General features: G+C 70.9%; 24 protein-coding genes and 7 tRNA genes. 15 read left to right on the forward strand and 16 right to left on the reverse strand.

The genetic code is table 11. The annotated features are described in order from the left end of the window. Positions 1-173: 173 nt before the first annotated feature. Positions 174-692, reverse strand: coding sequence for a hypothetical protein (locus ACIGXE_RS09565; RefSeq protein WP_399745256.1), 519 nt, complete (start codon positions 690-692; stop codon positions 174-176). 191 nt (positions 693-883) lie between these two features. Further along, positions 884-1321, reverse strand: coding sequence for a hypothetical protein (locus ACIGXE_RS09570; RefSeq protein ID WP_399745258.1), 438 nt, complete (start codon positions 1319-1321; stop codon positions 884-886). Between the two features lie 101 nt (positions 1322-1422). On the opposite strand from ACIGXE_RS09570, the gene ACIGXE_RS09575 reads away from it, so the two are divergent. The 4 genes from ACIGXE_RS09575 (at position 1423) to ACIGXE_RS09590 (ending at position 2208) form a co-directional block, all read left to right on the forward strand. Beyond that, positions 1423-1773, forward strand: a complete 351-nt coding sequence (locus ACIGXE_RS09575) for a metallopeptidase family protein (protein ID WP_399745260.1) — start codon at positions 1423-1425, stop codon at positions 1771-1773. Between the two features lie 153 nt (positions 1774-1926). Beyond that, positions 1927-1999, forward strand: a tRNA-Glu gene (locus ACIGXE_RS09580). A gap of 39 nt (positions 2000-2038) precedes the next feature. After that, positions 2039-2112: transfer RNA gene (locus tag ACIGXE_RS09585), tRNA-Asp, on the forward strand. Between the two features lie 22 nt (positions 2113-2134). Then, positions 2135-2208, forward strand: a tRNA-Phe gene (locus ACIGXE_RS09590). A gap of 50 nt (positions 2209-2258) precedes the next feature. Here ACIGXE_RS09590 and ACIGXE_RS09595 read toward each other — a convergent pair. From ACIGXE_RS09595 to ACIGXE_RS09605, 3 genes are read right to left on the reverse strand one after another with little or no spacing between them, the layout of a single operon-like run. Beyond that, positions 2259-3095, reverse strand: coding sequence for a cytochrome c biogenesis CcdA family protein (locus ACIGXE_RS09595; protein WP_399745262.1), 837 nt, complete (start codon positions 3093-3095; stop codon positions 2259-2261). Further along, positions 3092-3937 carry a DsbA family protein gene (locus tag ACIGXE_RS09600; protein WP_399745264.1) on the reverse strand — a complete coding sequence of 282 codons (846 nt, stop codon included), beginning with the start codon at positions 3935-3937 and terminating at the stop codon, positions 3092-3094. The genes ACIGXE_RS09595 and ACIGXE_RS09600 overlap by 4 nt, the downstream gene beginning before the upstream one ends. A gap of 57 nt (positions 3938-3994) precedes the next feature. Next, on the reverse strand, positions 3995-4354 hold the full coding sequence (locus ACIGXE_RS09605) for a hypothetical protein (protein WP_399745266.1): 360 nt from the start codon (positions 4352-4354) through the stop codon (positions 3995-3997). Positions 4355-4472: 118 nt separating this feature from the next. On the opposite strand from ACIGXE_RS09605, the gene hrpA reads away from it, so the two are divergent. Together hrpA and ACIGXE_RS09615 are read left to right on the forward strand one after the other, a co-directional pair. Further along, positions 4473-8444 carry an ATP-dependent RNA helicase HrpA gene (gene hrpA, locus ACIGXE_RS09610; RefSeq protein WP_399745267.1) on the forward strand — a complete coding sequence of 1324 codons (3972 nt, stop codon included), beginning with the start codon at positions 4473-4475 and terminating at the stop codon, positions 8442-8444. 84 nt (positions 8445-8528) lie between these two features. Next, positions 8529-8602: transfer RNA gene (locus tag ACIGXE_RS09615), tRNA-Asp, on the forward strand. Between the two features lie 413 nt (positions 8603-9015). Here the strand turns inward: ACIGXE_RS09615 and bldC are convergent. After that, a complete protein-coding gene (bldC, locus tag ACIGXE_RS09620; RefSeq protein ID WP_003949541.1) occupies positions 9016-9222 on the reverse strand; it encodes a developmental transcriptional regulator BldC in 207 nt (68 codons plus the stop codon). A gap of 544 nt (positions 9223-9766) precedes the next feature. Continuing rightward, on the reverse strand, positions 9767-10618 hold the full coding sequence (locus tag ACIGXE_RS09625; protein ID WP_399745269.1) for a hypothetical protein: 852 nt from the start codon (positions 10616-10618) through the stop codon (positions 9767-9769). A gap of 154 nt (positions 10619-10772) precedes the next feature. On the opposite strand from ACIGXE_RS09625, the gene ACIGXE_RS09630 reads away from it, so the two are divergent. Further along, positions 10773-11861: a Leu/Phe/Val dehydrogenase gene (locus tag ACIGXE_RS09630; RefSeq protein WP_399745271.1), complete on the forward strand. Its 1089-nt coding sequence runs from the start codon at positions 10773-10775 to the stop codon at positions 11859-11861. Between the two features lie 299 nt (positions 11862-12160). Beyond that, on the forward strand, positions 12161-12415 hold the full coding sequence (locus ACIGXE_RS09635) for a DUF3073 domain-containing protein (protein ID WP_399745273.1): 255 nt from the start codon (positions 12161-12163) through the stop codon (positions 12413-12415). Between the two features lie 172 nt (positions 12416-12587). Here the strand turns inward: ACIGXE_RS09635 and purM are convergent, their stop codons facing one another. Next, on the reverse strand, positions 12588-13667 hold the full coding sequence (purM, locus tag ACIGXE_RS09640) for a phosphoribosylformylglycinamidine cyclo-ligase (protein WP_399745275.1): 1080 nt from the start codon (positions 13665-13667) through the stop codon (positions 12588-12590). 44 nt (positions 13668-13711) lie between these two features. Beyond that, positions 13712-15238 (reverse strand): amidophosphoribosyltransferase, encoded by a 1527-nt coding sequence (gene purF, locus ACIGXE_RS09645; RefSeq protein ID WP_399745277.1) that lies wholly within the window; start codon positions 15236-15238, stop codon positions 13712-13714. 276 nt (positions 15239-15514) lie between these two features. On the opposite strand from purF, the gene ACIGXE_RS09650 reads away from it, so the two are divergent. Beyond that, positions 15515-15613, forward strand: coding sequence for a putative leader peptide (locus ACIGXE_RS09650; RefSeq protein ID WP_399745279.1), 99 nt, complete (start codon positions 15515-15517; stop codon positions 15611-15613). A 99-nt stretch (positions 15614-15712) separates the two neighbouring features. Continuing rightward, positions 15713-17134, forward strand: coding sequence for a sulfatase (locus ACIGXE_RS09655; RefSeq protein ID WP_399745281.1), 1422 nt, complete (start codon positions 15713-15715; stop codon positions 17132-17134). 105 nt (positions 17135-17239) lie between these two features. Here the strand turns inward: ACIGXE_RS09655 and ACIGXE_RS09660 are convergent, their stop codons facing one another. Together ACIGXE_RS09660 and ACIGXE_RS09665 are read right to left on the reverse strand one after the other, a co-directional pair. Next, complete coding sequence (locus ACIGXE_RS09660; RefSeq protein ID WP_399745283.1) at positions 17240-18040, reverse strand: META domain-containing protein; 801 nt, start codon at positions 18038-18040, stop codon at positions 17240-17242. A gap of 190 nt (positions 18041-18230) precedes the next feature. Continuing rightward, positions 18231-19019: a sterol carrier family protein gene (locus ACIGXE_RS09665; protein ID WP_399745285.1), complete on the reverse strand. Its 789-nt coding sequence runs from the start codon at positions 19017-19019 to the stop codon at positions 18231-18233. A 67-nt stretch (positions 19020-19086) separates the two neighbouring features. Between ACIGXE_RS09665 and ACIGXE_RS09670 the strand changes: the two genes are divergently transcribed. Next, positions 19087-19497, forward strand: a complete 411-nt coding sequence (locus tag ACIGXE_RS09670) for a nuclear transport factor 2 family protein (protein WP_399745287.1) — start codon at positions 19087-19089, stop codon at positions 19495-19497. Between the two features lie 77 nt (positions 19498-19574). Here ACIGXE_RS09670 and purL read toward each other — a convergent pair whose 3' ends face one another. From purL to purS, 3 genes are read right to left on the reverse strand one after another with little or no spacing between them, the layout of a single operon-like run. Further along, positions 19575-21824 (reverse strand): phosphoribosylformylglycinamidine synthase subunit PurL, encoded by a 2250-nt coding sequence (gene purL / locus ACIGXE_RS09675; RefSeq protein ID WP_399745289.1) that lies wholly within the window; start codon positions 21822-21824, stop codon positions 19575-19577. Next, entirely contained in the window at positions 21824-22504 is a 681-nt protein-coding gene (gene purQ, locus ACIGXE_RS09680) for a phosphoribosylformylglycinamidine synthase subunit PurQ (protein ID WP_399745291.1), read from the reverse strand. The genes purL and purQ overlap by 1 nt, the downstream gene beginning before the upstream one ends. After that, positions 22501-22746 carry a phosphoribosylformylglycinamidine synthase subunit PurS gene (purS, locus tag ACIGXE_RS09685; RefSeq protein ID WP_078076409.1) on the reverse strand — a complete coding sequence of 82 codons (246 nt, stop codon included), beginning with the start codon at positions 22744-22746 and terminating at the stop codon, positions 22501-22503. Before purS ends, purQ begins: the two co-directional genes overlap by 4 nt. Before the next feature lie 327 nt (positions 22747-23073). Here purS and ACIGXE_RS09690 point away from each other — a divergent pair, with 327 nt between their 5' ends. The 4 genes from ACIGXE_RS09690 to ACIGXE_RS09705 all read left to right on the forward strand — a co-directional run bounded on the left by ACIGXE_RS09690 (position 23074) and on the right by ACIGXE_RS09705 (position 23955). Further along, on the forward strand, positions 23074-23421 hold the full coding sequence (locus tag ACIGXE_RS09690; protein ID WP_399745293.1) for an Lsr2 family protein: 348 nt from the start codon (positions 23074-23076) through the stop codon (positions 23419-23421). 87 nt (positions 23422-23508) lie between these two features. After that, positions 23509-23580: transfer RNA gene (locus ACIGXE_RS09695), tRNA-Gly, on the forward strand. A gap of 80 nt (positions 23581-23660) precedes the next feature. Then, positions 23661-23733 (forward strand) — tRNA-Gly (locus tag ACIGXE_RS09700). Positions 23734-23879: 146 nt separating this feature from the next. Further along, positions 23880-23955: transfer RNA gene (locus ACIGXE_RS09705), tRNA-Gly, on the forward strand. 126 nt (positions 23956-24081) lie between these two features. Here the strand turns inward: ACIGXE_RS09705 and ACIGXE_RS09710 are convergent. Together ACIGXE_RS09710 and ACIGXE_RS09715 are read right to left on the reverse strand one after the other, a co-directional pair. Further along, a complete protein-coding gene (locus ACIGXE_RS09710) occupies positions 24082-24993 on the reverse strand; it encodes a phosphoribosylaminoimidazolesuccinocarboxamide synthase (protein WP_399745295.1) in 912 nt (303 codons plus the stop codon). A gap of 87 nt (positions 24994-25080) precedes the next feature. Further along, entirely contained in the window at positions 25081-26541 is a 1461-nt protein-coding gene (locus ACIGXE_RS09715; RefSeq protein ID WP_399745297.1) for a N,N-dimethylformamidase beta subunit family domain-containing protein, read from the reverse strand. Positions 26542-26561 lie beyond the last annotated feature (20 nt).

The following is a 26561-nucleotide window of genomic DNA, read 5'->3' on the forward strand; positions in this document are numbered from 1 at the left end:
GGCACGCGCCCGTCAACTCCGTGTTTCGCACTACGACCGCCTCAATGCGGTCAGCCACGGCAAGGGAGAGTACGCGCCAGTCACGGCGCTCTTCGGTCGTGGCGCCGGGCAAATGGGATCAAACGATCTACCACCATACGCACTCTCCCCCACCCAAGGCAAACCGAGCTGCGTCACACCGGCCCGGCCTGCGGCGATGCCTCCGGCTCGGTCGCCCCGCCGGGCCGCTCGGCGGCCCGCATGGCACCCATGTGGGTGTCCGCGCCGGGCGTCGTCGTGGGCGACTCGGTCACCGTCGGTTCGGGCGTCGGCTCCTGCGTGGGGCTCGGCTCCGGCGTCGGCGTCGGCTGCGGCGGATCCACCGGAGGGGTGGTGGCTCCGCCGGGCGTCCCGGGGTCGCCGCCCGCCCCGCCGTCCGCGCCGTCCGGCGGCTGCTGCGGTTTCGGCACCCCGTCGGGACCGGCCGGGCCCACCCCGTCGGAGGGCTGCGCCGTGACGGACGCCGAGCCGCTCGGCACCGGCGTCTCCTTGCCCGCCCCGTCCGGGTCCGGCCCGCTCTGCCCCGTACGGTCGAAGCCGCCCCCGCCGTGCGAACCGGAGAGCCCGCCGTCCTCCCCGGAGCCGCCCGCCGCGCCGCGCTTGCCGGCGGAGCTGCTCGGCGCCGGCTTCGCGCCGTCGTCGCCGACACTCATACAGCCGCTCAGGCCCGCGCAGGCGGCGACCGCCAACGCGGTGGCGGCCCATCTCACAGGGGTGGGCAAAGGGCGCACGGAGGGCACCTCCAGAACACGACAGGCAGGAACGGGACGCGGTTCGAACGCGTTGCCCTCTCCAACTCCCTTGGTGCCATTGGGGACACGCCCTCCGCGCGCCTGTGAGGGACTCAGCCGCCGAGGCCGAGGAGGCCGCCCAGGACGCCCAGCGGCGCGACGGCCCGGCCGAGGGCACCGGCGGTGCCGGACGCCTTGGCCGGCTGCTTGGCCGCGGTGGTGGCCGTGTCCTTGGCCAGGGCGTCGTTGGAGGCGACGGTGGTGGTGGAGGTCTCCTTGGCCGCGGTGGTGGCCGTCGCCGCGGTCGCGGTGGTGTCCGCCTGCTTGGCCGCTTCGGTGGTGGCGGCGGCGCCGCCCGTGGAGGAGGTGCCGTCGCCGAGCAGGCCGACGCCGTTCAGCACGTCCTCCAGGTCCAGGACGTCGTCGACGTCGACCAGGTTGGCCACGCCGTGGACGTCGCCGGTGTCGGCGTGGGCGGCGCCCGCCGTACCGAGAAGGGCCAGGGCCGTGACAGCGGCGCCCGCGAGGGAGCGCTTGAGGGTGTTGTTCATGCCCGGGAGAACCGGCGGACCCTTCCCAGGGTCACCGCTCTCACGCGATCGCCACTCCAATGCCGCTGCGGTTCACCGTCCCGGCACCGGACAATGGCGTTGTGCTGGAGATGACGCGCGACACGTTCGAAGAACTGGTGTCCCAGGCCCTGGACACGATCCCGCCGGAACTCACCCGGGTGATGGACAACGTGGCCGTGTTCGTCGAGGACGAACCGGACCCCTCGGACCCGGAACTCCTCGGCCTGTACGAGGGAACGCCGCTCACCGAGCGCGGGGAGTGGTACGCCGGCGTGCTCCCGGACCGCATCTCCATCTACATGGGCCCGACCCTCCGCTACTGCGAGACGGCACAGGACGTGGTCCACGAGGTGGCCGTGACCGTGGTCCACGAGATCGCCCACCACTTCGGCATCGACGACGAACGCCTCCACGAACTGGGCTGGGGCTGACCCGCCCCCCTCGGGACGCCCGCGGCGGGCCGGCCACGGGGCCGCGACGCGCCCGCCACGACCCCGCCTCGAAACCGTTTTGGCGATACCGCCTGCCATCCCATATGCTTCTCACGTCCCCGACGCGCTGAGAAGCGCCCAGGTGGGCCCTTAGCCCTCATCGTCTAGTGGCCCAGGACGCCGCCCTTTCAAGGCGGTAGCACGGGTTCGAATCCCGTTGGGGGCACGCACAACCCTGTGCGAGACTTGTTCTCGCACACCATATGGTCCTGTGGAGCAGTTGGTTAGCTCGCCACCCTGTCAAGGTGGAGGTCGCGGGTTCAAGTCCCGTCAGGATCGCCGAGATCGGAAACGATCTCTTGGCTGGGTAGCTCAGTTGGTACGAGCGATCGCCTGAAAAGCGATAGGTCGCCGGTTCGACCCCGGCCCCAGCCACAGGAGAAGGCCCCGTTCGCGAGAACGGGGCCTTCCGTGTTTCCCGCCCCCTACTCCTCCTCCCCGGCGCGCCGGGCGCGGCGGCCGCGCCACGCGAGCGCCGCCGCCACCACCGCGACCACGGCCACGAGCAGCGCCCAGTCCGGGACCGCCCGGCCCAGGGCGCCCACGCGCTCCTCCACGGCGAAGGAGTCGTCGACCGAGAGCAGCCCGGGCAGGGCCGTGGTGCCGTCGAAGACCAGGAACAGCGTGCCGAGGGCGATGAAGAACAGGCCCGAGAGCAGCGAGGTCGAGTGCGCCGTGAAACGGCCCAGGCGGATCGGCCGGCCGCGCAGCCAGCGGCGCCGGCCCAGGTCGTACCGCTCCCAGAGCAGCGCGAGCGCGAACAGCGGGACGGCCATGCCGAGCGCGTACACCGCGAGGAGCAGCCCGCCGTAGGCCGGGCTGCCGCTGAGCGCCGCCACGGTCAGGACGCTGCCCAGGATGGGGCCCGCGCAGAATCCCGCGAGGCCGTAGACCAGGCCCAGGGCGTAGACGGAGAACGCGGTCGTGGGGCGGATCCGGCCGCTCGCCTCGGCGAGCCGGCGGGACGCGAAGCCCAGGCCGAGGATCTGCAGCACGCCGAGGGCCACGATCAGCCAGCCGCCGACGGCCACCAGGATGTCCCGGTGGCCGTAGAAGAGGCGGCCGGCGAAGGAGCCGGCCGCGCCCAGCGGGACGAGGGTGGTGGCCAGACCGGCGTAGAAGATCCCGGTGCGGGCCACCAGCCGGGCCCGGGTGTCGACGGAGTACGCGAAGAAGGCCGGGAGCAGCAGGGCGCTGCACGGGCTGAACAGGGCGAGCAGGCCGCCGAGGAAGGCGGCGAAGTAGCCGATCCCGGAGGTCATCGCGGGTCCCGCGCGGACCCGGCCGACTCCCCGCCCCGGCCGGCGCCCGGCGCCTGCGCCGGGTCCTGGCCGTCGGCGCCCGGCGCCCGCGCCGCGTCCGGGCCGCCCGCGCCGGGTCCCGCGGCCTTGGACCCGGCGGCCTTCGCCGCCCGGGCCGCCGCCTCGACGGCCTCCGTGAAGGTGGCCGTCGGCTGGGCGCCGGCGATCGGGCGTCCGTTGACCAGGAAGGACGGGGTGGAGGTGGCGCCGAGCGCGTAGCCCTGCTCCTGGTCCCTGCTCACCGCCTCCCGGGCCGCCGCGCTGCCCGCGTCCCGGCGGAACCGGGCGAGGTCGGCGACGCCCGCCTCCCGCGCGAGGGCGGCCAGCCGCTCCTCGCCGAAGCCCTTCTCCTTGGCACCCGGCGCGTACGCGGCCCGGTGGAACTGCCAGAAGCGGCCCTGCTGCCCGGCCGCCCAGGAGGCGCGGGCCGCCGCCTCGGAGTCCTCGCCGAAGATCGGGAAGTTGCGCCACTCGATGCGCAGGGTGCCGGTGTCCACGTACTTCCTCACCAGCTCGGGCTCGGTGTCCCGGGCGAACTTGCCGCAGTAGCCGCACTGGAAGTCGGCGTACTCGATCAGCACCACGGGCGCGTCGACGCGGCCGAGGGCCAGCTTGTCGTTCGGGTCGCGGCGGGCGTAGGCCTCCAGCTCCGGATAGACGCCGGCGGACGGGTCGGCGGAGACCTCGGCGACGGAGGACCCGGAAGGGGAGGACGGCTTGGTGGTCGCGTACGAGACGACGCCGAGCAGCGTGGCCGCGAGGGCCACCCCCGCGACGATCATGACGGGCTTGGACCTGGACATGCGAAAGCGCTCCTGAGGACGGAGGAGAAAGGACGGACGGCGAGGAGAGGCCCCCGTCTAGACCCTCAGGATCGACAGCTCCACCGGCGAGGGCGGGGCGAGCGCCGGCGGCTCGGGCCCCGGCGGCGCCTCCGCCGCGTCCTGCTCCGCGCCCCAGCCGCCGCACGGGGTCCGCGCCCCCGCCGGCGCCGGGAGCAGGTCGCCGAAGCCGTGCGGGCGGGGCGGTACGGCGGGGGCCGCGGCCCCCTCGGCGCCGCCGTGGCCCCGGTCGCAGCCCGGGCCGTCGGCCGGCGCGCCGGCCACCGTGACCGCGCTCCTGTCCTGGGCGCCCGCCGTCACCGTCCCGCAGACCAGCAGCCCCAGCACGAGCCCCGCGAGCGCGGCGAACGCCGCCGTCACGCGGTGGGTGCGGGACATGCCGAAACCTTTCGGGAGGGTGCTGACCGGTGTGCCCGAAATACTACGCATGGGCGCCGCACCGCCCTCGTAAATCGGTTCGCCGGTTCTCGGCCGCAGGTGCGATCCTGGATTCCGTATGTCTACTTCCTTCGCCGCCCTCCAGTCCGTCCTGGCCGAGGTCTCGCTGCGGGACTCCCACCGGCTCGGCCGCCGTCTCGAAGGCGCCCGCCGCATCCGCAAGCCCGAGGCCCGCGAGGCCGTCCTGGACGAGATCGCCGCCGAGGCCGGCAAGGCCAAGGAGCGCGTCGAGGCGCGCGCGGCCCTCGTGCCGCCCGTCACCTATCCCGAGCAGCTGCCCGTCTCGCAGAAGAAGGACGAGATCGCCGAGGCGATACGCGACCATCAGGTCGTGATCGTCGCCGGTGAGACCGGCTCCGGCAAGACGACGCAGATCCCGAAGATCTGTCTGGAGCTGGGCCGCGGCGTCCGCGGCATGATCGGGCACACCCAGCCCCGCCGGATCGCCGCCCGCACGGTCGCGGAGCGCGTGGCGGAGGAGCTCAGGACCCCGCTCGGCGAGGCGGTCGGCTGGAAGGTCCGGTTCACGGACCAGGTGAACCCCGACGAGACCTTCGTCAAGCTGATGACGGACGGCATCCTGCTCGCCGAGATCCAGACGGACCGCGAGCTCCGCGCCTACGACACGATCATCATCGACGAGGCCCACGAGCGGTCCCTCAACATCGACTTCCTGCTCGGCTATCTGGCCCAGCTGCTCCCGAAGCGCCCCGATCTGAAGGTCGTGATCACCTCCGCGACCATCGACCCGGAGCGCTTCTCGCGTCATTTCGGCGACGCCCCGATCGTCGAGGTCTCCGGCCGCACCTACCCGGTCGAGGTGCGCTACCGGCCGCTCCTGGAAGAGGACTCCGAGGAGGCCGACCGCGACCAGATCACCGCGATCTGCGACGCCGTGGACGAGCTCCAGAAGGAGGGGCCGGGCGACATCCTGGTCTTCCTCTCCGGCGAGCGCGAGATCCGCGACACGGCGGACGCCCTGATCAAGAAGAGGCTCTTCAACACGGAGATCCTGCCGCTGTACGCCCGGCTGTCGCACGCCGAGCAGCACCGGGTCTTCCAGGCCCACTCCGGCCGCCGGATCGTGCTCGCCACGAACGTCGCCGAGACCTCGCTGACCGTCCCCGGCATCAAGTACGTGATCGACCCGGGCACCGCCCGCATCTCGCGCTACTCGCACCGCACCAAGGTGCAGCGCCTCCCGATCGAGCCGATCAGCCAGGCCAGCGCCAACCAGCGCAAGGGCCGCTGCGGCCGTACGTCGGACGGCATCTGCATCCGGCTCTACTCCGAGGACGACTTCCTCACCCGGCCCGAGTTCACGGACGCCGAGATCCTCCGTACGAACCTGGCCTCCGTCATCCTCCAGATGACCGCGGCCGGCCTCGGCGACATCGAGAAGTTCCCCTTCATCGACCCGCCGGACCACCGCAACATCCGGGACGGCGTCCAGCTCCTCCAGGAGCTCGGCGCCCTCGACCCGACGCAGAAGGACCCGAAGAAGAGGCTCACGCCGCAGGGCCGCAAGCTGTCCCAGCTCCCGGTCGACCCCCGGCTCGCCCGCATGGTCCTGGAGGCCGACCGGAACGGCTGCGTCCGCGAGGTCATGGTGATCGCGGCGGCGCTGTCCATCCAGGACCCGCGCGAGCGGCCGGCCGACAAGCAGGCGCAGGCCGACCAGCAGCACGCCCGCTTCAAGGACGAGACGAGCGACTTCCTCGCCTTCCTCAACCTGTGGCGCTACGTGCGCGAGCAGCAGAAGGAGCGCGGCTCCAGCTCCTTCCGCCGGATGTGCAAGCAGGAGTACCTGAACTTCCTGCGCATCCGCGAGTGGCAGGACATCTACAGCCAGCTGCGCACGGTCGCCAAGCAGATGGGCATCCACCTCAACGAGGAGGACGCCCCCGAGCAGTCCGTCCACGTGTCCCTGCTCTCCGGCCTCCTCAGCCACATCGGCCTGAAGGACGTGAAGGAGTCCAAGGACGGCGGCAAGGACGGCAAGCGGGAGGGCACCCGGAACGAGTACCTCGGTGCCCGCAGCGCGAAGTTCGCGATCTTCCCCGGCTCCGCCCTCTTCAAGAAGCCGCCGCGGATGGTCATGTCCGCCGAGCTGGTGGAGACCTCGCGGCTGTGGGCCCGGGTGAACGCCCGGATCGAGCCCGAGTGGGTCGAGCCGCTGGCCCAGCACCTGGTGAAGAAGACGTACAGCGAGCCGCACTGGGAGAAGGACCAGGCGGCGGTCGTGGCGTACGAGAAGGTGACGCTGTACGGCGTGCCGATCGTCGCCGACCGCAAGGTGAACTACGGCCGGATCGACCCCGAGGTCTCCCGCGAGCTCTTCATCCGCAACGCGCTCGTCGAGGGCGACTGGCGCACCCACCACAAGTTCTTCGCCGACAACCGCAAGCTCCTCACCGAGGTCGAGGAGCTGGAGCACCGCGCCCGGCGCCGGGACATCCTGGTCGACGACGAGACGCTCTTCGACTTCTACGACAAGCGGGTGCCCGAACACGTCGTGTCCGGCGCGCACTTCGACTCGTGGTGGAAGCACAAGCGTCACGAGGAGCCGGAGTTCCTGGACTTCGAGCGCGAGATGCTCATCAACGAGAAGGCGGGGGCGGTCACCAAGGCCGACTACCCGGACTCGTGGCGGCAGGGCGCGCTGAAGTTCCGCGTGACGTACCAGTTCGAGCCGGGCGCGGACGCGGACGGCGTGACCGTGCACATCCCGCTCCAGGTGCTGAACCAGGTCACCGACGAGGGCTTCGACTGGCAGATCCCGGGTCTGCGCGAGGAGGTCGTCACCGAGCTCATCCGGTCGCTGCCCAAGCCGATCCGGCGCCACTACGTGCCCGCACCGAACTTCGCGGGCCGCTTCCTCGACTCGGTCGTCCCGGTGCAGGAGCCGCTGACGGCGGCGCTCGCCCGCGAGCTGCACCGGATGGTCGGGGTCCCGGTCACGGCGGACGACTTCGACTGGGCGAAGGTGCCCGAGCACCTCAAGATCACCTTCCGGATCGTGGACGAGCGGCGCCGCAAGCTGGCCGAGGACAAGGACCTGGAGGCGCTGCGCCTCCAGCTGCGCCCCAAGGCCCGTCAGGCGCTCTCCAAGGCCGCCAAGGCGGCCACGGCGGGCCCGGACGGCTCCGGGCCGTCCCTGGAGCGCACGGGGCTCAAGGACTGGACGATCGGGACGCTCACGAAGGTCTTCGAGACCCGCCGGGCCGGCCAGCCGGTCAAGGCGTACCCGGCGCTGGTGGACGAGGGCGACACCGTGGCCGTCCGGCTCTTCGACTCGGAGGCCGAGCAAGCGCAGGCGATGTGGCGGGGCACCCGGAAGCTGATCATGCTGAACATCCCGGTGAACCCGGCGAAGTTCGCCTCGGACAAGCTCACCAACCAGCAGAAGCTGGCCCTGTCCGCGAACCCGCACGGCTCGATCCAGGCGCTGTTCGACGACTGCGCGACCGCCGCCGCCGACAAGCTGATCGCGGACCACGGCGGGCCGGTGTGGGACGAGGAGTCCTTCCGGAAGCTGTTCGACAAGGTCCGTGCCGACCTCGTCGAGCTGACGATCCGCACGGTGGGTCAGGTCCAGCAGGTCCTGGCGGCCTGGCAGGCCTGCGAGCGGCGCCTGAAGGGCACCAACAGCCCGGCCCTGCTGCCGAACCTGTCGGACGTGCGGGAGCAGCTGTCCTGGCTGATGCCGGCCGGCTTCGTCACGCGTACCGGCCTGAAGCGGCTGCCGGACCTGATGCGCTACCTGGTGGCGGTGGACCGGCGGCTGCAGCAGATGCCGACGGGCGTGCAGCGGGACACCACCCGGATGGAGAAGGTGCACGAGATGCTGGACGAGTACGCCTGGCTGCTCGAGCAGCTCCCGAAGGGGCGCCCGGTGCCGTCCGCGGTCACGGACATCCGCTGGATGATCGAGGAGCTGCGGGTGAGCTACTTCGCGCACGCGCTGGGGACGGCGTACCCGGTGTCGGACAAGCGGATCGTGAAGGCGATCGACGCGGCGGCGCCGTAGCGGGGCCCTCGCCGTCGGTGAGTTCGACCAGACCGCTGACCTGCTGTACAGTTTTCCTCGCAGCCGCGCATCAGAGGCTGCGAAGGTCCTGTGGAGCAGTTGGTTAGCTCGCCACCCTGTCAAGGTGGAGGTCGCGGGTTCAAGTCCCGTCAGGATCGCAAGTGGAAGGCCCGCACCGTTCGGTGCGGGCCTTCTTGCGTTGTCGGCGCCGGAGGACCAAGGTCCCCCCAAGGGGTGACCAACGGCGGGGCGGTGGTGGTCCCGGAGGTGGAAGGCTGTGGAGGGGCAAGGTTTTGACAGTGTGACGGGAGTCACTGAATCCGTTTCAGAAGGTGGCTCACTTACACCCTCCCTACATCACCCCAATTTAATATGTGCAATTGCACGGCCTGGGAGCGGGCCCACGGGGGCACAAAAAAGATCGCGCTGGACCCGGCGGAGTCCAGCGCGATCGATGACAGAGAGCCTGTTGGGGCAGGCACTTGCCGGCAGAGCTTGGGGTGGGCGAACCGGGTTGGGGGACCCGGGATGTGCCCGGTGAAGCGGGGTGTTACGGGGTGTCGCGGGCGCCTCAGGCCTCGCTGCGCTGCTGCGGGATGCCCGCCAGCAGGGCGCGGACCTCGGCCTCGCGGTACCGGCGATGTCCACCCAGGGTGCGGATGGACGTGAGCTTGCCGGCCTTCGCCCAACGGGTCACCGTCTTCGGGTCCACGCGGAACATCGTGGCAACCTCGGCAGGGGTCAGCAGCGGCTCGGCATCAGGGGTGCGAGCGGTCATGAGCGGCCTCCTCGGGAGAACCGAACCTTCTCGGTTCTTTCCTCTAAATTCTGCACCTTGACCCGCCTTGCCCGAAATGGCAGAAGCGGGCCGAGTCGGTTATAGGACGAACGGCTTGTCCTCGGCACTACAACTACACCATCCGTCCAGCCACGTCGGCCAAACCGATGGAATTGCCCTCGCAGGTGTTCATCAGCGGCGGAAGTCGATGGACCATGCCATAACGGACAGTCACGCCACTGTGACGATCAGTCACAGAGCGATCAGGAGTCCTCAGACCCCCCATAGAGTGCAATGCTGAGCGTTCCGCCCTTACTTGGACGGAAGGAACCCTCCCCGGACTCCTTGTCCTATTTTGGCACGAGGGTGGGCGATAGGCGCAAGGGTGTGTTAAGTGCTGTCCGTCACGCTTGAGCCAAAGGCCCGGATCGGGACCTACGTCCCGACCCACCCGCACCTTCGGCCCCACAGAGCACACCAAAGACCCGAACTGGTGTCCAGCGATGAAGATCATTTACATCAGATGGACATGTCCTGTCGATGGTCAGTTGGCGAACTGCAGGTTGCGGATCGCCCGCCACCGCTCCGCGAGCCGGCCGTACGCCTCCTCCGCGCCCTCGCCGTCGCCGTCCCGCAGCGCGGCGATGCCCTCCGCCACGTCCGCCGCCGACCGGTCCGCCGCCAGCGTCTCCGCGCCGACCGCGTGCACCAGTCCGCCGTAGTCCAGCTCCACCAGCGCCCGCGGATGGAACTCCTCCAGCCAGCGGCCCACGCCCACCAGGCTCTCGGTCATCGGCCCCTCCGCAATCGCCTCCCGCAGCGCCTTCAGGGCCCGCGCGAGCCGCCGCCGCGCCTGCGCCATCGGCGTCCGGTAGCGCAGCACCGGCGGCTCCCCCGCCGCCCGGTCCCCGGGCGCGTACTCCCGCTCCTCGTCCGAGAACACCGCGAACCAGCTCAACGGCACCCGCCACACCGCGCTGCGGATCCACGGCCGCGCGTCCGGGTTCCGCTCCAGCCACCGCTCGTGGTCCGCCGCCACCTGCTCCCGCACCACCGGCGGCAGCATCGCGTCCAGGACCGGCGCCGGCAGCGTCCCGCCCACCAGCTCCTGCAGGGCCAGCCAGCCGCGCAGCCGGGTGCGCCAGGGACAGACCAGGACCACCCCGTCCACCGTCGCCACGAACGCGTCCCCGCTCTCGTGCACCGGCACCGGGACCGGCGGCACGGGCACCAAGTCGGCCAGCGAACGCCTCAGTTCCTCCTGCGCGCCCGGGGTGTCCGTACGGCGCGCGTAGCGGGTCCAGTGCCCCCGCTCCGGCTCGGGGAACGCGGCCAGCGGCTCGTACACCCGCAGATACGAGGCATAGGGGACGAGCACCGACGAGGGGACCGACATGTCGTAAATCCTTCCACGCGGGTCATCCCGAAGGGGGTGATCCTCAGCACTGCGTCCCTGCTACGGCCAGGTAGGACTTACCCTTCTGCCGACCTGGTCCCACCCCCACCCGCAGGGGGGACCTTCCGCCGCTTCGTACTTGGGAGTCACCACCGTGACCGATGTGACCGGCGTTCCTGACGTACTGCACACCCTGTTCCACTCGGAGCAGGGGGGCCACGAGCAAGTCGTGCTGTGCCAGGACCGCGCCACCGGCCTCAAGGCCGTCATCGCCCTCCACAACACCGCCCTGGGCCCCGCCCTCGGCGGTACCCGCTTCTACCCGTACGCCACCGAGGCCGAGGCCATCGCCGACGCGCTGAACCTCTCCCGCGGCATGTCGTACAAGAACGCCATGGCCGGTCTGGACCACGGCGGCGGCAAGGCCGTCATCATCGGCGACCCGGAGCAGATCAAGAGCGAGGAGCTCCTCCTCGCGTACGGGCGCTTCGTCGCCTCCCTCGGCGGCCGCTACGTCACCGCCTGCGACGTCGGCACCTACGTCGCCGACATGGACGTCGTGGCCCGCACCAACCGGTGGACCACCGGCCGTTCCCCCGAGAACGGCGGCGCCGGCGACTCCTCCGTCCTCACCGCCTTCGGCGTCTTCCAGGGCATGCGCGCCTCCGCGCAGGTCCTGTGGGGCGACCCCACGCTGCGCGGCCGCAAGGTCGGCGTCGCCGGCGTCGGCAAGGTCGGGCACTACCTGGTCGAGCACCTGCTCTCGGACGGGGCCGAGGTCGTCGTCACGGACGTCCGCGAGGAGTCGGTGCGCCGGATCACCGACCGGTTCCCGCAGGTCACCGTCGTCGCCGACACGGACGCCCTGATCCGCACCGAGGGCCTGGACATCTACGCCCCGTGCGCCCTGGGCGGCGCGCTGAACGACGACACCGTCCCGGTGCTCACCGCGAAGATCGTCTGCGGTGCGGCCAACAACCAGCTCGCGCACCCCGGTGTCGAGAAGGACCTCGCGGACCGCGGCATCCTCTACGCGCCCGACTACGTGGTGAACGCCGGTGGTGTGATCCAGGTCGCCGACGAGCTGCACGGCTTCGACTTCGACCGCTGCAAGGCGAAGGCCACGAAGATCTTCGACACCACCCTGGAGATCTTCGCACGTGCGAAGTCCGACGGCATTCCGCCGGCCGCCGCGGCCGACCGGATCGCCGAGCAGCGCATGGCCGAGGCGCGCCGGGCCTGAACTTGACAGGGGCGGCCCGCCCTCGGAGCGCCCTGCGCGAGCGATTCGCGAGACTTCGCTCACGCCGATCGGCGGGTCGCCCCTCAAGATGGGGTTAAAATCGCGATTGACCAGCAAGGACAGGGCACCTCGACGGTTCTGTACCGGGGTATGTGATGCGCGCGGCGTACCGTAGACCCGAGGAAACAGGTACCGTTGAAGCCCTACGGACCGGTCTCTCATTCGAGAGTCCGTTCCGGATCATGAACGCGTGTCAAGACTCTGGGGCCGTCGAGCCCCGTCACCGAGGGGGTCGAGCCATGGGGCGCGGCCGGGCAAAGGCCAAGCAGACGAAGGTCGCCCGCCAGCTGAAGTACAGCAGCGGCGGGACTGACCTGGCGCGTCTGGCCAATGAGCTGGGCGCTTCGACTTCGAGCCAGCCGCCGAATGGCGAGCCGTTCGAGGACGACGACGAGGAAGACGACCCGTACGCACAGTACGCGGATCTGTACAACACGGACGACGAGGACGAGGACGAAGAGTCCGGTCCGGCGTCCACTCAGCGTCGCGCTTGACCTTCTGAACATCGAAACCCGGTCCGGGGTACCCGGACCGGGTTTCTGCGCTGTCCGGGACCGCTGAGGGCCGTACGGCGGCTTCCCGGGGCAGCCCAGGCCTGCGGCTTCGGCGGATGTGACGAAGGAGCACCCCGAACCGGAATGCTCCTTCGTAGCTTCCTCCGATGTACTACTTCGCGTAGTCCCCGATCAGCTCCGCACCGGTCGTGCGGTCGCCGCGCTCGGTGATCTCACCGGCGACCCAGGACTCGACGCCCCGGTCGGCCAGCGTGGCCAGGGCCGCGTCCACGGAGTCGGCAGGGACGACGGCCATCATGCCGACACCCATGTTCAGGGTCTTCTCCAGCTCCAGGCGCTCGACCTGCCCGGCCTTGCCGACCAGGTCGAAGACGGCGCCCGGGGTCCAGGTCGACCGGTCGACCACGGCGTGCAGACCGTCCGGGATCACCCGCGCCAGGTTGGCGGCGAGGCCACCGCCGGTGATGTGGCTGAAGGCGTGCACGTCGGTGGTCCGGGTGAGCGCCAGGCAGTCCAGCGAGTAGATCTTGGTCGGCTCCAGGAGCTCCTCGCCCAGGGTCCGGCCGAACTCCTCGACCTGCTGGTCGAGGGTCATGCCGGCCCGGTCGAACACCACGTGGCGGACGAGCGAGTACCCGTTGGAGTGAAGACCGGAGGACGCCATGGCGATGACCGCGTCACCCGTACGGATGCGATCCGCGCCCAGCAGCCGGTCGTACTCCACGACACCCGTGCCGGCGCCGGCGACGTCGAAGTCGTCCGGGCCCAGCAGGCCCGGGTGCTCGGCCGTCTCGCCGCCGACCAGGGCGCAGCCCGCCAGGACACAGCCCTCGGCGATGCCCTTCACGATGGCGGCGACCCGCTCGGGGTGGACCTTGCCGACACAGATGTAGTCGGTCATGAAGAGCGGCTCGGCACCGCAGACGACGATGTCGTCCATGACCATGGCGACCAGGTCGTGGCCGATGGTGTCGTACACACCCATCTGGCGGGCGATGTCGACCTTCGTGCCGACGCCGTCGGTGGCCGAGGCGAGCAGCGGACGCTCGTAGCGCTTGAGCGCGGAGGCGTCGAAGAGGCCGGCGAAACCGCCGAGGCCGCCGAGGACCTCGGGGCGCTGCGTCTTCTTCACCCACTCCTTCATGAGCTCGACGGCGCGGTCGCCCGCCTCGATGTCGACGCCCGCGGACGCGTAGCTGGCGCCGCCTACGGCACTGGGGGACTCAGGCATGGCTGGGAACTTTCGTGTCGTCGTACTGCGGTTGCAGCGGGGTCTTACGGGCGGCGCAGCGCGTCGGCGGCAGCGGTGGCTGCCGGGCCGGCGGCCAGCTCGGTCTCCAGGAGCTGCTTGCCCAGCAGCTCGGGGTCCGGAAGCTCCATCGGGTACTCGCCGTCGAAGCAGGCGCGGCACAGGTTGGGCTTCTGGATGGTGGTCGCCTCGATCATCCCGTCGAGGGAGATGTACGAGAGCGAGTCCGCGCCGAGCGACCTGCCGATCTCCTCGACCGACATGCCGTTGGCGATCAGCTCCGCGCGGGTGGCGAAGTCGATGCCGAAGAAGCAGGGCCACTTCACCGGCGGGGAGGAGATCCGGATGTGGACCTCGGCGGCGCCGGCCTCGCGGAGCATCCGGACCAGCGCGCGCTGGGTGTTGCCGCGGACGATCGAGTCGTCGACGACCACCAGGCGCTTGCCCTTGATGACTTCCTTGAGCGGGTTCAGCTTCAGCCGGATGCCCAGCTGGCGGATGGTCTGCGAGGGCTGGATGAAGGTCCGGCCGACGTACGCGTTCTTCACCAGGCCGGCGCCGAACGGGATGCCGGAGGCCTCCGCGTAGCCGATGGCGGCGGGGGTGCCGGACTCCGGCGTCGCTATCACCAGGTCGGCCTCGACAGGGGCCTCCTTAGCGAGCCGGCGGCCCATCTCCACGCGGGAGAGGTACACGTTCCGGCCGGCGATGTCGGTGTCGGGGCGGGCCAGGTACACGTACTCGAAGACACAGCCCTTGGGCTTCGCTTCTGCGAATCGCGAGGTGCGGATGCCGTTCTCGTCGATGGCGACCAGCTCGCCCGGCTCGACCTCGCGGACGAAGGTCGCACCGCAGATGTCGAGGGCGGCGGACTCGGAGGCGACCACCCAGCCGCGCTCCAGGCGTCCGAGCACCAGCGGGCGGATGCCCTGCGGGTCACGGGCGGCGTAGAGCGTGTGCTCGTTCATGAAGACGAGGGAGAAGGCGCCCCGGACGTCGGGGAGGACCTTCGCGGCCGCCTGCTCGATGGTGAGCGGCGTGCCGTCCTCGGCCACCTGGCCCGCGAGCAACGCGGTCACCAGGTCGGTGTCGTTGGTGGCGGCGACCTGAGTGGCGCGCCCCTCCTTCTTGGGGAGGTCGGCGACCATCTCGGCCAGCTGGGCCGTGTTCACCAGGTTTCCGTTGTGGCCGAGCGCGATCGAGCCGTGGGCGGTCGCCCGGAAGGTCGGCTGCGCGTTCTCCCACACGGAGGCCCCGGTGGTCGAGTAGCGGGCGTGACCGACCGCGATATGACCCTGGAGGGAACCGAGAGAGGTCTCGTCGAAGACCTGGGACACAAGTCCCATGTCCTTGAAGACGAGGATCTGGGAGCCGTTGCTGACCGCGATTCCCGCGGATTCCTGACCCCGATGCTGGAGGGCGTAGAGCCCGAAGTACGTGAGCTTTGCGACCTCTTCGCCGGGAGCCCAGACTCCGAAAACGCCGCAGGCGTCCTGGGGGCCCTTCTCACCGGGGAGCAGGTCGTGGTTGAGTCGTCCGTCACCACGTGGCACGCCACCGAGTGTAGGCGAGATCGACCATCGGTCCGAATTCGCGAACGGGGCGTGATAGGCCCGGCGACCTGCTCGTAGGATCCCACGAACTGATCCTTCGATCCTTGGCAGAGCCCACAAAGCAAGGCCCGCAAGGGTTACCCGTCGGTAGCCGAGGTCGTCCGCTCCCCGAGCGGACGCTCGTACGGTACGGGGCGAACGGTCGGGATGTGACGGAGTCCACGGTCCGGGACGGTCGTTGACACCACCCACGGGCCTCCGCCAGGCTTCCTGATCATGCAGCCCGTCAGCGACCTCGACCCCTCGGTCACCCTTGTGGCGCGCCGGCACGTGGACCTGGCCCGTGTCGCGAGCGCGATCTGTCGCCGCGCCTGAACCCGCCCTCCCGCTTCAGGCCTGACCCCTGCCCTCGCGCAGGCATCGCACGCCGGCGTCCCCCGGCGTGCCCCGCTGCGTTCCCACCAGGAGACCCGTATGTCCACGCCCCTGTCCCGGCGTGCCCTCGGCGGCGCCGCCGCCGGCACCGCTGCCGGCATCGCCCTCGGCACCTCGGCCCCCGCCGCCTCGGCCGCGCCGGCCGCACCCGCGGCTTCCGCCTCCTTCGAGGAGCGGCCCTTCCGGGCCGCCACCGGGCGCCACGCGCCCCGGCCCAACATCCTCTTCATCCTCGGTGACGACCTCGGCTGGGCCGACCTCTCCTCCTACGGCTCCCCGCACATCCGCACCCCGCACCTGGACCGGCTCGCCCGCCAGGGCGTCCGCTTCACCGACGCCTACTCCGGCTCCGCGACCTGCTCCCCCACCCGCTTCAGCCTCTACACCGGTCGCTACCCGGGGCGCACCAAGGGCGGGCTCGCCGAGCCCATCGCCGACAAGTCGGTCGGCCTGGAGCCCACCCACCCCACGCTCGCCTCACTGCTCCGCGACGCCGGGTACGCGACGGCGCTCATCGGCAAGTGGCACTGCGGCTACCTCCCCGACTACTCCCCCACCCGATCCGGCTGGGACGAGTTCTTCGGCAACTTCGGCGGGGCCCTGGAGTACTACTCCAAGCTCGGCCTCGGCGGCGAGTACGACCTCTACGAGGGCGACGCCACGTACAAGGACCTGCGCTACTACACCCGCATCCTCACCGAGCGGGCGAGCGAGTACGTGAGCCGCGACCACGACCGCCCGTTCCTGCTCAACCTGAACTTCACCACCCCCCACTGGCCCTGGATCGCCGACGGCGACGAGGAGACCAGCGCCGAGATCGTCCGGCGGATCAAGGCCGGCGACCGCTCCGCCCTGTGGCACCAGGACGGCGGCTCCGTCGAGAAGTACAAGGAGATGGTCGAGGACCTCGACCGCTCCGTCGGCACCGTGCTCGCCGCCCTCAAGCGGGCCGGCCGGGAGCGCGACACCCTCGTCTTCTTCGGCAGCGACAACGGCGGCGAGCGCTTCTCCTACAACTGGCCGCTCGCCGGCAACAAGGGCTCCCTCCAGGAGGGCGGCATCCGCGTTCCCTCCATCCTGCGCTGGCCCGCCCGGATCGACGGCGGTCAGGCCAGCGACCTGCCCGTGTACTCGCCCGACTGGACCGCCACCCTCCTCGACATCGGCGGCGCCCGCCCCCACCCCGCGTACCCCCTCGACGGCACCAGCCTCGCCGGACACCTGCTGCGCGGCGAGGAGGTCCCCGAGCGCGACCTGTTCTGGCGGGTGCGCGGCGAGCGGGCGCTGCGCCGCGGCGACTGGAAGTACTACCGGGGCAAGAGCGGGCGCGACCAGCTCTTCCGCCTCACCGAGGACGCCCGCGAACAGGCCGACCGGGCCCCGTACGAGAAGGAGCGCCTGGCCGAGCTGAGGGCCGCCTGGGAGCGGACGGACGCCGGGCTCCTCCCCTACGGGAACTGACGGCCCGGGCCCCGGGAGCCTGTCCGGCCGTGATCCGCCGGGCCGGCCCCCGGGAGCCTGTCCGGACCTGCTCCGCCGGACCGGCCCCCGGGTGTCCCGCCGCCCTCAGCCCGCCTTAGCCGTGAAGCCCTGGCCGTCCGCGTCCGTGACGGTCAGGGTGCGGTGGTCGAGCCGGTAGGCGAGGGGGCCGTCGAGGGCGTCGTACAGCTTGGTCTCCAGCTCCATCTGCGGGCCCGTGCACATCATCCGGGTCGTGGCGATCGCGCCCAGGGTGATCGTCCGGTCGGTGACCTTCGCGGGAGCCGTGACCCGGTTGCAGCCGAGGCTGCCGGTGAGCCGGCCGTCCTTGCCGAAGGTCAGCTTCGCCTTGCCCTCGGAGCCGGCCGGCAGCGCGGCCGCGGTCTCACCGTCGAGCAGCGCGTCCACCGTCCACGTCGTGCCGACGAGCGGGACGCCGGTCTCGGCGGTCAGCTCCACGCCGTTACGGCCGTCGGCCGAGGTGAGGGTGAGCGTCTTCTGCTTCAGCTTCCCCTTGAGCTCGCCGCTGAAGGCCTTGAGCAGCGCCCGCTCGAACCGCTCCCGGTCGGCGGGGCAGCCGATCTCGGTGACCTCCTGCGAGGAGACGGTCAGCGTGTCACCGTGGACGGCGACGGCGGCGCCGAAGTGGTTGCAGCCGGTGTCGCCCTGGGCGCGTCCGTTCTCGGCGATCTCCAGGCGCGCTCCGGTGGGGGCCACCGACCGGGCGCCGTCGAGCGTGACCGCGGCGATCGTCCAGTGGCTGCCGGCGACGGGCAGGTCGGGGGCGCCCGCGTCGGCGGCTCCGGAGCCCGCGCCCGTACCGCAGGCGGACAGCAGGGCCAGCCCGGAGGCGGCGAGGGCGGCGGCGAGTGTGCGCTGCTTCTGCATGGGGGTGGGACGGACGCCGGCGCCGTACGGTTCCGGTGCACGGTGGGTTCCGGTGCCGGTGGGTTCCGGTGCCGGTGGCCGGTGGGTTCCGGTGCCGGTGGCCGGTGGGTTCCGGTGCCGGTGGCCGGTGGGTTCCGGTGCCGCCGCCGTACGGTTCCGATGCCGCTGCCCTACGGTCGCCGGTGGCCCGTCAGGCCATCAGCGGCAGCAGGGCCGCCAGATCCGCTCGTTCCCCGCTCGCGCTCACCCGGGCCGCGTCCAGCTCCGCGGCCCAGTCGGCGCGGCCGGTCGCGAGCCGGATCCAGGTCAGCGGGTCCGTCTCGACCACGTTGGGCGGGGTGCCGCGGGTGTGCCGGGGCCCCTCGACGCACTGCACCACCGCGTACGGCGGGACCCGCACCTCCACCGCGCCGCCGGGGGCCTTCGCCGCGAGGGCGTCGGCGAGCAGCCGGGTGCAGGCGGCCAGCGCCTGCCGGTCGTAGGGGATGTCGAGACCGGTCGCCGCGTTCAGGTCGTCGGTGTGGACGACGAGTTCGACGGTCCGCGTGACGAGGAAGTCGGCCAGGGTCATCGCGCCGAGGCTCACCGGCAGCAGCCGGGTGTCGGCGGCGGTCGCCAGCGCGGCCCCGTACGCCTCCCCGGTCCGCCCGTACAGCTCCGCGAGATCGGCGGAGTCGAGCCGCCGGGTGTGCTCGTCGATCCGCCCGGCCGCCGAGGCAGTCGCGAACGGCCAGTCCAGCAGCGGCAGTTCCTGCTTCGCGGGCTCGGGCTCGGCCAGCAGCAGCGGCACGCTGTCGACCATCCACGCGAGGTGCGCCGCCAGGTCCCGCACCGTCCACGCGCCCAGCCGCGTCGGTCCGTCGAGGACCTCCGGCGGCAGCGCGAGCACCGCGTCCCGTACGTGCCCGAACTGGACGAGCACGGCGGCGCGGATCTTGGCGGAGTCGTAGCTGCGGGTGCGCTTCTTGGCGGGTGGCATGGGCAGAGGCTAGCCCCGAGACTTGAGGAAGGGGGGACATCCCCTCACGAAAGGCAGTGGCGGGGCCATGACCCATCACGAGCACCCCGACGCGGCTCTGGTCCGCCGGGGCTACGAAGCGTTCAGCACCGGCGACATGGAGACGCTCGCCTCCCTCCTGACCGGCGACTGCACCCACCACTCGCCCGGCGAGAGCCAGATGTCCGGGCACTTCAAGGGCCGGGACAACGTCCTCGGCCACTACGCGAAGCTCATGGAGCTGAGCGAAGGCACCTTCCGCGTGGAGCTCAAGGGCGTCTACCCGGACGGCAGGGGCCACGCCATGTCCGTCCACAAGTGGCATGCCGACCGGGGCGACCGGGGCATCGAGATGGAGGGCGGTCTCTTCTTCACGATCATCGGCGGCAAGGTCTCCGACATCGACGAATGCGTGGCGGACATCGTCGAGTCGGACACCTTCTGGGGCCCGGGCGACTGACCTCGCACACGACGGAGCCCCCGCCCGGGAAGGGCGAGGGCTCCGTGAGCACCCGGCAGGCGGGACCGATCAGGCCATCAGGCCAGCAGGCCCGGGATCGTCGCCTCGTGCACGGTGCGCAGCTCCTCCAGGGAGGCGCTGAACTCGCCCTGCACCTCGACCGCGTCGCCGTCGACCACACCGATCCGGGTGGCCGGCAGGCCCCGCGCACCGCACATGTCGGTGAAGCGGAGCTCCTCGCTGCGCGGGACGGACACGACCGCGCGGCCGGCCGACTCGCTGAAGAGGAAGGTGAAGGCGTCGAGGCCCTCGGGCACGACCAGGCGCGCGCCGTTGCCGCCGCGCAGGCAGGACTCGACGACCGCCTGGACCAGACCGCCGTCGGACAGGTCGTGGGCCGCGTCGATCATGCCGTCGCGGGAGGCCGAGATCAGGATCTCGCCCAGCAGCTTCTCCCGGTCGAGGTCCACGGCCGGCGGCATGCCGCCGAGGTGCTGGTGGATCACCTCGGACCAGGCCGAACCGCCGAACTCCTCCTTGGTGTCGCCGAGCAGGTAGAGGAGCTGGCCCTCTTCCGCGAAGGCGATCGGGGTGCGGCGGTTGACGTCGTCGATCACACCGAGGACGGCCACGACGGGCGTCGGGTGGATGGCCACGTCACCGGTCTGGTTGTACAGCGACACGTTGCCGCCGGTGACCGGGGTGCCGAGCGCGAGACAGCCGTCCGCGAGACCACGGGTGGCCTCGGCGAACTGCCACATCACGGCCGGGTCCTCGGGCGAACCGAAGTTCAGGCAGTCCGAGATGGCGAGCGGCTTGGCGCCGGAGGCGGCGACGTTGCGGTACGCCTCCGCCAGGGCGAGCTGCGCACCGGTGTACGGGTCGAGCTTGGCGTACCGGCCGTTGCCGTCGGTCGCCATGGCCACGCCCAGGTTCGACTCCTCGTCGATCCGGACCATGCCGGCGTCCTCGGGCTGGGCGAGCACGGTGTTGCCCTGCACGAAGCGGTCGTACTGGTCGGTGATCCACGCCTTGGAGGCCTGGTTCGGGGAGCCGACCAGCTTCAGGACCTGGTCCTTCAGCTCGGCGCCGCTCTGCGGGCGGGCCAGCTTGCCGGCGTCGTCGGCCTGGAGGGCGTCCTGCCACTCCGGGCGCTCGAACGGCCGGTGGTAGGTCGGGCCCTCGTGGGCGACGGTGCCCGGGGGCACGTCCACGATGAGCTCGCCGTGCCAGAAGATCTCCAGGTGGTCGCCGTCCGTGACCTCACCGATGACGGTGGCGGTGACGTCCCACTTCTCGCAGATCTCCATGAAGCGGTCGACGTGCTGCGGCTCCACGATCGCGCACATGCGCTCCTGCGACTCGCTCATGAGGATCTCCTCCGGCGAGAGCGTCGCGTCGCGCAGCGGCACGGTGTCCAGCTCGACCCGCATGCCGCCGGAGCCGGCGGAGGCCAGCTCGGAGGTGGCGCAGGACAGGCCGGCGCCGCCGAGGTCCTGGATGCCCGCGACCAGCTTCTCCTTGAAGATCTCCAGGGTGCACTCGATGAGGAGCTTCTCCTGGAACGGGTCGCCGACCTGGACGGCGGGGCGCTTGGTGGGCTTGGTGTCGTCGAAGGTCTCGGACGCGAGGACCGAGACGCCGCCGATGCCGTCGCCACCGGTGCGGGCGCCGTAGAGGATCACCTTGTTGCCGGGGCCGGAGGCCTTGGCGAGGTGGATGTCCTCGTGCTTCATGACGCCGATGCAGCCGGCGTTGACCAGCGGGTTGCCCTGGTAGCAGGAGTCGAAGACGACCTCGCCGCCGATGTTGGGCAGGCCCAGGCAGTTGCCGTAGCCGCCGATGCCGGCGACGACGCCGGGCAGCACGCGCTTGGTGTCGGGGTGGTCGGCGGCACCGAAGCGCAGCGGGTCGACCACGGCGACCGGGCGGGCACCCATGGCGAGGATGTCGCGGACGATGCCGCCGACGCCGGTGGCCGCGCCCTGGTAGGGCTCGATGTAGCTGGGGTGGTTGTGCGACTCGACCTTGAAGGTGACCGCGTAGCCCTGGCCGACGTCGACGACGCCCGCGTTCTCGCCGATGCCGACGAGCATGGCGTCGTTCTTCGGGGCCTTCTCGCCGAACTGCTTCAGGTGGACCTTGCTGCTCTTGTAGGAGCAGTGCTCGGACCACATGACGGAGTACATGGCGAGCTCGGCGCCGGTGGGGCGGCGGCCGAGGATCTCGCGGATGCGCTCGTACTCGTCCTGCTTGAGGCCGAGGTCCTTCCAGGGCTGCTCGACGTCGGGCGTCTCGGTCGCGTGCTTGACCGTGTCCAGAGTCATCAGGCGTTGACCAGCTTCTTGAGGATCGAGGTGAAGAAACCGAGGCCGTCGGTCTTGCCCGTGCCGACCAGCGGCTCGACGGCGTGCTCGGGGTGCGGCATGAGACCGACCACGTTGCCCGCGGCGTTGGTGATGCCCGCGATGTCTCGCAGCGAGCCGTTGGGGTTCATGTCCAGGTAGCGGAAGGCCACCCGCCCCTCGGCCTCCAGCTCGTCGAGCGTGCGCTCGTCGGCGACGTACCGGCCGTCCATGTTCTTGAGCGGGACCTCGATCTCCTGGCCCCGGGTGTAGTCCGAGGTCCAGGCGGTCTCCGCGTTCTCCACCCGCAGCTTCTGGTCGCGGCAGATGAAGTGGAGGTGGTTGTTGCGCAGCATGGCGCCGGGCAGCAGGTGGGCTTCGGTGAGGATCTGGAAGCCGTTGCAGATGCCGAGGACGGGCATGCCCGCCTTCGCCTGCTCGATGATCGTCTCCATCACCGGCGAGAAGCGGGAGATGGCTCCGGCCCGCAGATAGTCGCCGTAGGAGAAGCCGCCCGCGAGGACCACCGCGTCGACCTGCTTGAGGTCCTTGTCGCGGTGCCACAGCGAGACGGGCTCGGCGCCCGCGAGGCGGGCGGCGCGCAGCGCGTCCTGGTCGTCGAGCGTTCCGGGGAACGTGACGACGCCGATGCGTGCGGTCACGACTCCACCTTCACGACGAAGTCTTCGATCACGGTGTTGGCAAGGAAGGTTTCGGCCATCTCATGGATGCGGGCGAGGGCGGCCTCGTCGACCGGTCCCTCCACCTCGAGCTCGAAGCGCTTCCCCTGGCGGACGTCGGCGATGCCATCGAATCCGAGGCGGGGCAGTGCACGCTGCACCGCCTGTCCCTGCGGGTCGAGGATCTCCGGCTTGAGCATGACGTCGACTACGACGCGTGCCACTGGCACTCCCGGTGGTGTGTTGCGTGGGCGGTTCCTTCAGCGTACCTGCCTCCAAATTCTACGCGAGTAGAAGTCTGAAGGATCCTACAAAGCACCCCTCGACACCGGGCCGGTGAATTCAAGTGGAATATCACGCGCCGACCGAGACACGCGGAAACAATTGAGTGGGCTTCACAATGCGACACCGGTCGCTGTACAAAGGGAATGCAGAGAAACTTCAACGAGCACAGCGTTGCCCCCGGAGCGCCGCCATCTCGGCATCACCGCACGTCAGAGCGGTGTCCACGCCGAAGCGACCCGGCCCTCCGCAGGAAAGGACCGATATCCGTGGCACAGCGTGTAGTGGTCACTCTCTTCGACGACATCGACGGCGGAGAGGCGGCGGAAACGGTCGCGTTCGGCCTGGACGGGAAGATGTACGAGATCGACCTGAATCCCGCCAATGCAAAGAAACTGCGCAAGGCCCTCGCCCCCTACCTGGCCGCCGGCCGGAAGCTGAGCGCCAAGCAGGGCACCGGATCCGGCCCGAAGAGCGCCCCCGGAGCGCAGAAGCACACGGTGCTCGCCCCCGACCCCGCCGCGGTCCGCGCCTGGGCCCAGTCCAACAAGATGGAGGTGCCCACCCGGGGCCGGATCCCGAAGCGGGTCTACGAGGCCTTCCTCGCCGCGAGCTGACGCGGATTTGCGCTGCACCCCCCATGATCCGCTAAAGTCTGGATCACGCCGAGGGGCGAGGCCGCAGGGCCGGACCTCACGCAGCGTGCGGGTGTAGTTCAGTAGCAGAACAGCCCCCTTCCAGGGGGAAGGCGCAGTGTGCGATCCCTGTCACCCGCTCTGCATCACGGTTACCAGGCACTCCGGTGCATCAGGTAGAGTGGTGCTCGCACCGCCCGGTGAAAGCCGGTCGGAGGCATGCGGACGTGGCTCAGTTGGTAGAGCATCACCTTGCCAAGGTGAGGGTCGCGAGTTCGAATCTCGTCGTCCGCTCAGGGAGCGAAGGCCCCGGTTCTCGGAACCGGGGCCTTCGTCGTATGTCCTCACGGGGTGTGATGACGGCCACGGGTCGCGGACCGGAAAACCGGGTCCGGGGCACCCGCGAACCTGTGTATAGTTAGCAGCGCGCTAAGGCGCATGCGGACGTGGCTCAGTTGGTAGAGCATCACCTTGCCAAGGTGAGGGTCGCGAGTTCGAATCTCGTCGTCCGCTCCATGAAGAAGCCCCCGGTCGAATCGACCGGGGGCTTTCTCGTTCCCAAGGCCCGGTCGTTCCCCAAGGTCCGGTCGTCCCGCTCCCGTCGTCGCCGCGGGGCGGACGGGAGCGGGACGACGACGGGGGCTAGGACCAGGTCTTCCCGGTCAGCAGCTCGTACGCCTCCACGTACTTGGCACGGGTCTTCTCCACGACCTCGGCCGGCAGCGACGGCGGCGGCTGCTCGCTCGTGCGGTCCCAGCCGGAGGCCGGCGAGGTCAGCCAGTTCCGCACGATCTGCTTGTCGTACGAGGGCTGGGCGCGGCCCGGCTGCCACTCGGCGGCCGGCCAGAAGCGGGAGGAGTCCGGGGTGAGGACCTCGTCGGCGATGACCAGGTGCTCGCCCTCCGGGGTGCTCTCGAAGCCGAACTCGAACTTGGTGTCCGCCAGGATGATCCCGCGCTCGCGCGCGATGTCCCGGGCGCGGGAGTAGACGGCGAGGGTCGTCTGGCGCAGCCTGGCGGCGGTCTCCGCGCCGACCTGCCGGGCGACCTCCTCGTACGCGACGTTCTCGTCGTGGTCGCCGACGGCGGCCTTCGTCGCCGGGGTGAAGATCGGGGCGGGCAGCTCCGAGCCGTCGGTCAGGCCCTCGGGCAGGGCGAGGCCGCAGACCGTGCGGGACTCGTTGTACTCCACGAGACCGGAGCCGGTGAGGTAGCCGCGGGCCACGCACTCGACCGGGACCATGTTCAGGGACTTGCAGACGAGGGTGCGGCCCGCCCAGTCGGCGGGGGCGCCGGCCGGCAGCTCGGTCGACAGGACGTGGTGGGGGACCAGGTCGGAGAGCCGGTCGAACCACCACAGCGACAGCTGGGTCAGCACCCGGCCCTTGTCGGGGATCTCGGTCGGCAGCACCCAGTCGTACGCGGACAGGCGGTCGCTCGCCACCATGACGAGATCGCCCGCCTCGTTGCGGTACAGGTCGCGAACCTTGCCCGTGTGGAGATGGGTCAGGCCCGGGACCTGGACAGGTTCGGGCTTTTCTACGAATCCGGACACGGTTCCTCCGCGTAGGTTGATCCAGGAGCGTCTCCGATTCTCTCGCACATCAGGGCGGAGCCCCTCCCGGGGGCCCGTGACCCCCGCTCAGTCCCTCTTGCAGATGCGGTCGAGCAGGTTCGCGGTCGCGCGCTGGACCCGGGTGTCCACATGGCCCGGCCGGTCGAGCGCCGGTGACCAGGCGAAGGTGCCCGAGGCGAAGACCCAGGCGCCGGACGGGGCCCGGTAGAGACTCGTCTCCTGGTGGCGCAGGGCCCCTTCGCCGTCCCGGTACGGCGAGTGGGCGAGCAGGATGCGGCCCTGGTGCTCGGGGAGCGCGGTGCGCGGGAAGTAGCGGTCGGCCTCGCCCGCGACCAGGCCCGGGATCTCGTCGCCCTCGCCGGCGCCGGTCGCCTCCCAGAGCCAGTGGTCCGCGTTCCGTACGACCAGCGGGTGCGGTTCGGGCACCCGGCCCGCGTACTGGATGCCGAGCAGCTGCTGCTCCGGCCGGTCGACCTCCCGCCAGAGCGCGGGGCGGCCCGGGCCGCGGCGCTTGCGGCAGGTGAGGAGCCGGTCCGGGGCGCCGGACGGGGAGGGGGCGAGCTCCACCTGCCAGTACATGGTGTTGGCGGAGAGGAAGACCAGCGAGGTGCCCTGGTCGCGGGCGAGCTCGACCGTACGGCGCATGGGCACCGACCAGTACTCGTCGTGGCCCGGGAAGACCAGGCCCCGGTAGCGGCTCGGGTCGACCCGGCCCGCGTGCAGGTCGCGGGTCTCCGCGTACGCCAGGTCGTAGCCGTAGCGCTCGGCCCAGCGGATGAAGTCGTAGGCGTGGCCCACGTGCAGCGGCAGGCCCGCCCCCGCGTACGGGCGGTCGAAGGAGACGGTCACCGCCGCCTCCTCCTCGCCGAGCAGCCGGCCCTCCTCGTCCCACGCGTGGTAGAGGCTGGCGCCGGTGTGGCCGTCCTCCGGGTAGAGGTTGTAGGCCTGCCAGGTCACGTCAGGCAGCACCAGCAGCAGGTCCGCCGGGTGGCTGTCGCGAACCGTGAACGGGATGTGGGAGCGGTAGCCGTCGGCGGTGGTGAGCACGGCGACGTACGCGCCGATCGACCAGTACGACGGGATCTGCAGCCGCCAGGACTGCCACCAGTGGTGGCAGGACACCGTACGGTCGGCGGTCAGCGGGGCCGGCTGGACGATCCCGGAGAGCCGGGGGCTCGTGGTGATCTTGGCGGCGCCGTCGCCGCCGTAGTGCCCGATGCGGTAGATGTCGACCGAGAACTGCTGCGGCGGGTCCACGGTGATGTGGAAGTCGATCGCCTCGCCGGGCGCGACGGCGCCGTTCGACGCGAAGCCCTTGATCTGGCCGTGCACGTCGTCGGCGGTGCGGGGGCCGCCGGTGCCGCCGCGGGCCAGGGTCTCGTCCGCGTACCAGGGGACCATCTGGCCGGTGTCGTCGAAGTAGTTCTCCGAGCCGCGCAGCCAGGGCAACGGGCCCTGGCCGAAGGGATCCGAGACCGCATGGGCCAGCGCGCCCGATTCCCACCGCCTGATCTGCTCCGCCCCCATGCCGCGCCCTCCCTCGACTC

This window comes from Streptomyces sp. NPDC053431 (assembly GCF_044544925.1).
Lineage (GTDB): Bacteria > Actinomycetota > Actinomycetes > Streptomycetales > Streptomycetaceae > Streptomyces.

Excerpts from the sequence above, each read along its gene's own strand:
- purM (WP_399745275.1), bottom strand. The coding sequence starts at position 13,667 with ATGCCTGAGTCCCCCAGTGCCGTAGGCGGCGCCAGCTACGCGTCCGCG.
- ACIGXE_RS09650 (WP_399745279.1), top strand. The coding sequence starts at position 15,515 with ATGCAGCCCGTCAGCGACCTCGACCCCTCGGTCACCCTTGTGGCGCGC.
- ACIGXE_RS09570 (WP_399745258.1), bottom strand. The coding sequence starts at position 1,321 with ATGAACAACACCCTCAAGCGCTCCCTCGCGGGCGCCGCTGTCACGGCC.
- bldC (WP_003949541.1), bottom strand. The coding sequence starts at position 9,222 with ATGACCGCTCGCACCCCTGATGCCGAGCCGCTGCTGACCCCTGCCGAG.
- ACIGXE_RS09635 (WP_399745273.1), top strand. The coding sequence starts at position 12,161 with ATGGGGCGCGGCCGGGCAAAGGCCAAGCAGACGAAGGTCGCCCGCCAG.
- ACIGXE_RS09565 (WP_399745256.1), bottom strand. The coding sequence starts at position 692 with ATGAGTGTCGGCGACGACGGCGCGAAGCCGGCGCCGAGCAGCTCCGCC.
- purL (WP_399745289.1), bottom strand. The coding sequence starts at position 21,824 with ATGACTCTGGACACGGTCAAGCACGCGACCGAGACGCCCGACGTCGAG.
- ACIGXE_RS09605 (WP_399745266.1), bottom strand. The coding sequence starts at position 4,354 with ATGTCCCGCACCCACCGCGTGACGGCGGCGTTCGCCGCGCTCGCGGGG.
- ACIGXE_RS09625 (WP_399745269.1), bottom strand. The coding sequence starts at position 10,618 with ATGTCGGTCCCCTCGTCGGTGCTCGTCCCCTATGCCTCGTATCTGCGG.
- hrpA (WP_399745267.1), top strand. The coding sequence starts at position 4,473 with ATGTCTACTTCCTTCGCCGCCCTCCAGTCCGTCCTGGCCGAGGTCTCG.
- ACIGXE_RS09715 (WP_399745297.1), bottom strand. The coding sequence starts at position 26,541 with ATGGGGGCGGAGCAGATCAGGCGGTGGGAATCGGGCGCGCTGGCCCAT.
- ACIGXE_RS09595 (WP_399745262.1), bottom strand. The coding sequence starts at position 3,095 with ATGACCTCCGGGATCGGCTACTTCGCCGCCTTCCTCGGCGGCCTGCTC.
- ACIGXE_RS09600 (WP_399745264.1), bottom strand. The coding sequence starts at position 3,937 with ATGTCCAGGTCCAAGCCCGTCATGATCGTCGCGGGGGTGGCCCTCGCG.
- ACIGXE_RS09665 (WP_399745285.1), bottom strand. The coding sequence starts at position 19,019 with ATGCCACCCGCCAAGAAGCGCACCCGCAGCTACGACTCCGCCAAGATC.
- ACIGXE_RS09655 (WP_399745281.1), top strand. The coding sequence starts at position 15,713 with ATGTCCACGCCCCTGTCCCGGCGTGCCCTCGGCGGCGCCGCCGCCGGC.
- ACIGXE_RS09670 (WP_399745287.1), top strand. The coding sequence starts at position 19,087 with ATGACCCATCACGAGCACCCCGACGCGGCTCTGGTCCGCCGGGGCTAC.
- ACIGXE_RS09660 (WP_399745283.1), bottom strand. The coding sequence starts at position 18,040 with ATGCAGAAGCAGCGCACACTCGCCGCCGCCCTCGCCGCCTCCGGGCTG.